The organism is Candidatus Similichlamydia epinepheli, from assembly GCF_003056015.1.
The window spans coordinates 1-5,789 of record NZ_PPEU01000046.1 but is presented as its reverse complement, the minus strand read 5'-3'; the positions used below and the strand labels follow the sequence as shown (position 1 = coordinate 5,789).

6 protein-coding genes are annotated in these 5,789 nt (G+C 36.6%); 2 read left to right on the top strand and 4 right to left on the bottom strand.

Features of this window, described 5'->3' with window-relative positions; genetic code table 11:
• Both GCCT14_RS03280 and GCCT14_RS03275 read right to left on the bottom strand, forming a co-directional pair.
• Positions 1–992: LON peptidase substrate-binding domain-containing protein (locus GCCT14_RS03280; protein WP_192875492.1), on the bottom strand; the 992-nt coding region annotated here is incomplete at its 3' end.
• Positions 993–1,094: 102 nt separating this feature from the next.
• The gene (locus GCCT14_RS03275; RefSeq protein WP_108624229.1) at positions 1,095–1,544 is read right to left on the bottom strand and encodes a hypothetical protein; all 450 of its coding nucleotides are present in this window, start codon (positions 1,542–1,544) and stop codon (positions 1,095–1,097) included.
• Between the two features lie 124 nt (positions 1,545–1,668).
• Between GCCT14_RS03275 and thyX the strand changes: the two genes are divergently transcribed.
• Together thyX and GCCT14_RS03265 are read left to right on the top strand one after the other, a co-directional pair.
• On the top strand, positions 1,669–2,418 hold the full coding sequence (thyX, locus tag GCCT14_RS03270; protein ID WP_108624228.1) for an FAD-dependent thymidylate synthase: 750 nt from the start codon (positions 1,669–1,671) through the stop codon (positions 2,416–2,418).
• A 10-nt stretch (positions 2,419–2,428) separates the two neighbouring features.
• On the top strand, positions 2,429–3,226 hold the full coding sequence (locus tag GCCT14_RS03265; RefSeq protein ID WP_108624227.1) for an FAD-dependent thymidylate synthase: 798 nt from the start codon (positions 2,429–2,431) through the stop codon (positions 3,224–3,226).
• On the opposite strand, the gene dnaX is transcribed toward GCCT14_RS03265, so the two are convergent.
• Entirely contained in the window at positions 3,210–4,544 is a 1,335-nt protein-coding gene (gene dnaX, locus GCCT14_RS03260; protein WP_108624226.1) for a DNA polymerase III subunit gamma/tau, read from the bottom strand. The two genes, GCCT14_RS03265 and dnaX, sit on opposite strands and share 17 nt — an antisense overlap.
• 407 nt (positions 4,545–4,951) lie before the next feature.
• A partial coding sequence (gene mnmA / locus GCCT14_RS03255) for a tRNA 2-thiouridine(34) synthase MnmA (RefSeq protein WP_108624225.1) occupies positions 4,952–5,789 on the bottom strand: 838 nt, incomplete at its 5' end.

Here is a 5,789-nt window from a genome sequence, read left to right as displayed (position 1 = left end):
TAAATGCCCCATGGAATGGAGGTTATCCAATCTAGATAGTTCCTACAAACAGAGTAGTCTGGGCTGTTATTTTCCAATCCAGACAAACGTTGAATTTCTTCTTCGAAAACAGTTTTAACATGCGGTGGAACATTTTTTGACTGAAGTCTCGTCTCGAATTTAGAGATCTCTGAACTCCGATCATCATGTTCCATCCCTAGCTCTTTTCGAATTGTTTTTAACTGTTCACGTAAAACATATTCTTTTTGAATCTTACCGAGAGCCAATTCAACTTGTTGATCGATTTCATGCTGTATTTTACTTAGATCTTGTTCCTTCCTAACTAGGAAAAGAGTGGTTTGTAAACGTTTCTCTAAGGAAAGGCAGGCCAATAAATCTTGCAATTCTTCTGGTTGTGCTGTTGTTAGAGAGGCCACCATATCTCCAAGCGCTGATGGATGATTTGGATCTGCATGCTCTAGAAAAACTCTTAACTCATCCTTGAACAGTGGATTCAAAGAAACAATTTCTCGTACCGCTTTTAATATGCTCTTCGCGTACGCTTTCAATTTCTTTTCTGAAGCATCAACTTCGTCCTGAAGATATTCAACCTCTGCCCAGAAATGATCCTTTTCTTGACGAATAGATACAACTTTGAAACGTTTCTCTAGGTCAACAAGCGCTTGAAATCCACCATGATTAACAGGCAAAATCTTGGAAATACGACCTGCAACCCCTACTTCATGAAGCTGCCCTACTGAACATTCTACATTTGACCCTTTAGATAGTAACACTCCAATTGTACGAAGATCTGAGCAAGCAATCTTTTTTATAGTTTCGTACTGAACACCAGATTCAATGGATATCGGCAAGGCGATACCGGGGAAATAAGGCCTTTTGAAGACAGGCAAAATCAATAGATCAGTGGGAAAGGGATTTGTCTCTCCAATCGGCTGATCATTTTTTGCGTCGCCTGTAGAACCATTTGTTAATATTGCTTTCTCAGAAGGCATTCCATCTCACATGGTGTGCGCCCCACAAAAAGGCACATTAAATTCTAACTATTTGACTTTCCAGGATATGAAATATCCGTTCTGAATGCAAACTCTGCAAACTCAAGGATGCTTATCTTTTGAGCTCTGTTCGTTACCATGCACCTTTACAGTATCACTACTTTCAGAGTTTTTAGAAGAGAATAATAGCTCATCACCGACTTTTGCTCTCCCTCGAACAGGTTGACATAAGATCTGATTATGGCCTTGAATCACAAGAAATAGTTCTTCTTCTACTTCAAGGAGGTAAGCACACATTTTTTGTCCTAAATTCATTCTGTTTAATATAAAAATTTCTACTTGACATCCCTCACGAATTGGACAAGTCCAACGAGCCAAAAAATAATGAGAAAGAAGGAGAAGAGAAATTACAACTATTCCTGCTGTTCCAAGCCAAAAAGAAAAATTTGGAGTGAACATATCAGACGTAGAAGCAGTACTATTTTCTTCTGTACTGAAAGCAAAAATGGGGAAAATAAAAGTAATAAGACATGTAGAAAATATTCTAAACATTATCTCCACCTAACAGTATCAACTAACGATGTGACTCTAGTCTGTTTAGCTCTTGATGTGAAGCGGATTAAGGAGTAAGATCACCGGTAATTTGTTGTTCGCTACTGTAGTGTGGAGTTTCTGCGTGGATGATCAATTCGAATCTCTCATTGGGAGAAAACTTCCTGTTTTGGACCACGGATTCGTTAGATTGATTGATTTTATGGGGTCTGACTCGTTTGTTGCACATTGTGCACAATTGTGTTCAAAGAGTCTTTTTTATTCCTCAGAAGAAGAAAAAATATCGTGGTGTTTCCGCACTTCTAACTTCTCGCCCCTTGAACAAGTTTGTGTTGTTTTTCAGATTCGATTGCCAATTTATGTGATGGGGCAACTGGTCCGTCACAGGACAGCTAAGCTAAATTCCTTTTCAGCTAGATATGCTCAAGTTAAATATCAGTTTCATGAGCCTTCTATCGAAGATTTAAGAATACAAGGAAATCTAAATAAGCAGGTTGGTTGTGGGTTGTTAGATGAAATGAGTGCAGGGAATTGTGTTAAGTCTATCAAAGAAGCCTCTGAACAGGGCCATAAAAGGTATCTTTCCCTCATGGAAAGTGGACTCTGTCGAGAACAAGCAAGAATAGTTCTCCCTCAAAACGCTTATACGACAATTTTTTGGAAAATGGATTTGAGAAATCTTTTTCATTTTTTGCGTCTAAGATTAAGTAAAGATGCTCAAAAAGAAATTCAACTTTTTGCAAATAAAGTAGCTGTTTGTGTTGCTAACCTTTTCCCGATTTGTTGGAAAGAGTTTCAAGAAACATATTTAACAAAGACATCTTTTAGCGCTGCAGAGCTCAAGCTCTTGGAAAGACTAAAAATAGAATGGTAGGGAAATCCTGATGTCAAAAGATAGCAACAGACCTAGATCTTCTTCTGCTGATAAAATGGTCGGGGTTCCTATGCAGACTCTCTCTGGGGAAGGCCATGTAACATTGGTAGATTATATTGGAAGTGACGCAAGTGTTGTTAGAGGAGCAAGATGCTCATATGGAGAATCCAATAAGACATTTCAGGAAGATGAAAGGCTAATTCGCTTTTTAATGCGACACGCACATACGTCTCCATTTGAACAAGTATCATTTGTTTTTAGGTTGAGATTGCCACTTTTTCTTTCATTTGAGTTTACACGTTGTAGGCCTTCAAAATATCAAATTATTTGGCCTCACGAAGATATTGATTTTTGGATTCCAGATTCTATTGAAAGAAGTAGTATTGAACCATGTTATAATCAAATTAAACAATTACTGTACTCTGCTAGAAATGCTGACAAAGACTCAAATATATACTTTTCCATATTGCCTGGAACTGTTTTTATAGAATTGATTTGGCAGATTGACCTGCATAACATGTTATACTTTATACAGAGAAGACGGGAAATCAATCTTCCCGAATTGAAAGAATACATAGATTGTATTCTTTTGGCTTTAAAGTCTGTTGCTCCTTGCTGTTATTCTGCTTTTACAGATTATGTTTTAGAAGGGAAGCTTCTTAAAGAGGCAGATGTTCGCTCCTTAGCTGATCAAATTAAATCACTGGATGGTGACTTAATAATGCAAGAGGCAAAAAAGGTCGGCATGTCTCAAGGAGAAACACAAGAATTTCTCACCAAAATTAAACGTTTCACTTCAAATGCATGAAACTAATAGAGTTTGTTTCTTTTGCAAAAAACTGAACCATATTTTCTATTCTTGAGTTCTCTCTTTTTTCGTTAATTTCATCTGAGGCTAGTGTATTCGTTTCGTTTCTTCCGCATATTGAGTTTTGCTCTGCATATTTTGGATTCTCTTCTTCATCTAACTTCTCTAACACTTTCAATACGTCAGATAGTTCGACTGTTTCATTTAATTGAGAAATCTCTAATAAAAAAGTTCTAAAAATAATTTGAGGAGAGAAATCTAATAACGGTATAACTTCCTTGATCTTAGCAAGAATTTGAGACAGTCTCTTTGCGATGAAGCGTGAATTTAATTGAATGAAGCGGTCTGCTTCATCCACAGACATATTCGTAAGAATAGATCGATCTTGGAAAAAGAGAAAAAAAAGATGGTTATGATAGTGACGAGCAAGATCTCTAAGAAGGATATTTCCATCTTGACTCTGTTGGAAAAGCTGTTCTCCGATCGAAAGCATAGTTTGGACGTCTTCGTCTAAGAAGGCTTTATCAAAGGATAGTAGTAGATCTTGATCAGGAACTCCAAGAATAAATGTTGTTTGTTGAACGGATAAGTAATTTGATTCAGAAAATGCTAAAATTTGTTCCAACATTGATTCCGCATCTCTAAGGCTACCTTCTGAACGTTCTGCTATGAGAAATGGGATTTGTGGAGCATATGTTAGTTCATTTGCTTCTAATAATCGTGAAATCTTTTGGGCAATAGTTTCATTAGTAATCCTTTTCAAAGATAACTGCAGACAACGACTAGTGATGGTTTTGGGCACCTTTTGCAAATCAGTTGTTGCTAATATGAACACAACATGTGAAGGAGGTTCTTCAAGTGTTTTGAGAAGAGCATTGAAAGCTTCTTTGGTTAGCATGTGTACTTCATCTACTATGTACACACGAAAACCACCTTGATCTGGTGCATATTGACATGTTTCAATAAGGGATCGAACATCATCTATCCCACGATGAGAGGCTCCGTCTATTTCGACCACTTGTAAACTTGATCCTTGCTGGATGTCATTACAAGATGAACATCTGTTGCATGGTTCGCCACGTTCACTCACCTGAGAGCAGTTCAAAGCTTTTGAGAAAATCCTAGCTAAAGACGTCTTTCCAGATCCTCTTGTTCCAGATAATATGTAGGCTGGAGCTGTCTTATGTTGGCAAACAGTTTTTCTTAATATTTCTGCTGGAACTTCTTGCCCTAAAACATCGCAGAATAATTGCGGCCTCCATCTTCTACTCAAGCTTGTTTTATTGTCCTCACTATCCTTTTTTGAAAAGGAAGTCATTCTTTCACCTCTTCTGCATTCATAAGAATTTTTCAGATAAAGACAAATACAAGCATTTGTTATTGATCTATATCTGGGTTCAAATTGGCAATCGTAAAATTTATAAAATGTAAATATGAGTCAGTTTTAGTAACAAAATCATAAGTCGATATCTCTTCATGCGAAAGAGTTTTATTCACAATATAACCATTTAATCTGGAATCAACATGTTAAATAAACATTAATTCAGAAAATGTTTGTGATAACATGTTAGTGATAGATTAACTTCAACTGAGTTGATTTCTAATTTTATCTACTAAATAAGTGAAACTACACGATTCATTTAAATCTAAAATTCTAACGATAGCGAACACTAATCACTAAAAAATGACGTTTAAATCAAGATTTAAGACATTGAATTAAGTGTTTCAATCAACAATAATTTCGACAATAGTTCCACCACCTAAGCATTCAATCCCTTGATAAAAAACAGCTGCTTGTCCAGGGGTCACTGCCCTAACAGGAATTTCAAGTGTAACTTCGAGTCCATTTAAACACGGAGATACATGACACGAAACCTCTAAAGAACGATAACGAATTTTGACGTAGCAAGAGAATGGCAACGAAGGTGGCTTGGAAATCCAATTAACGTTTTGAACACGGAAACGATGAGAAAAAAGCCAAGGGTGACATCTCCCTTGCACGACCCATAGAGTGTTAGTTTTGTTATCTTTTTTGGCCACGAACCAAGCATCACCTTTGCCGCCTATTTTTAGGCCTTTTCTTTGCCCAATAGTAAAAAAATGAAGTCCTCGGTGTTCTCCTAAGATATTTCCTTCTGTAGAAAGAATAAGTCCTTTCCTATCTGGAATGTATTTAGATATAAATTCTCTGAATTTTTTATTTTCAACAAAACAGATGCCTACACTGTCTTTTTTTGCAAAGTTTGGCAATCTGAATTCCTTTGCTATGGATCTCACTCTGCTTTTTTCTAGTTCTCCTATTGGGAAAACCACTTTTTTTAACGAGTCAGAGTGAACAGCACTAAGAAAGTAACTTTGATCTTTATCCTTGTCTGCTCCTTTTAGAAGCTTTATTTGACCAGACGAATCTTTTTTCAACCGGCAGTAATGTCCAGTTGCGAAAAAGTCACCATTCATTTCCAATGCTTTTTCTAATAAGAATCGAAATTTAATGTGCTGGTTACAGGATATGTCTGGGTTTGGTGTTAACCCGTGTTTTAAGGAGCGTAAAAAAATATCAAAT

Bases quoted from the DNA above. Each gene is read 5' to 3' on its own strand.
- dnaX (WP_108624226.1), bottom strand. From the start codon at position 4,544: ATGACTTCCTTTTCAAAAAAGGATAGTGAGGACAATAAAACAAGCTTG.
- GCCT14_RS03275 (WP_108624229.1), bottom strand. From the start codon at position 1,544: ATGTTTAGAATATTTTCTACATGTCTTATTACTTTTATTTTCCCCATT.
- GCCT14_RS03265 (WP_108624227.1), top strand. From the start codon at position 2,429: ATGTCAAAAGATAGCAACAGACCTAGATCTTCTTCTGCTGATAAAATG.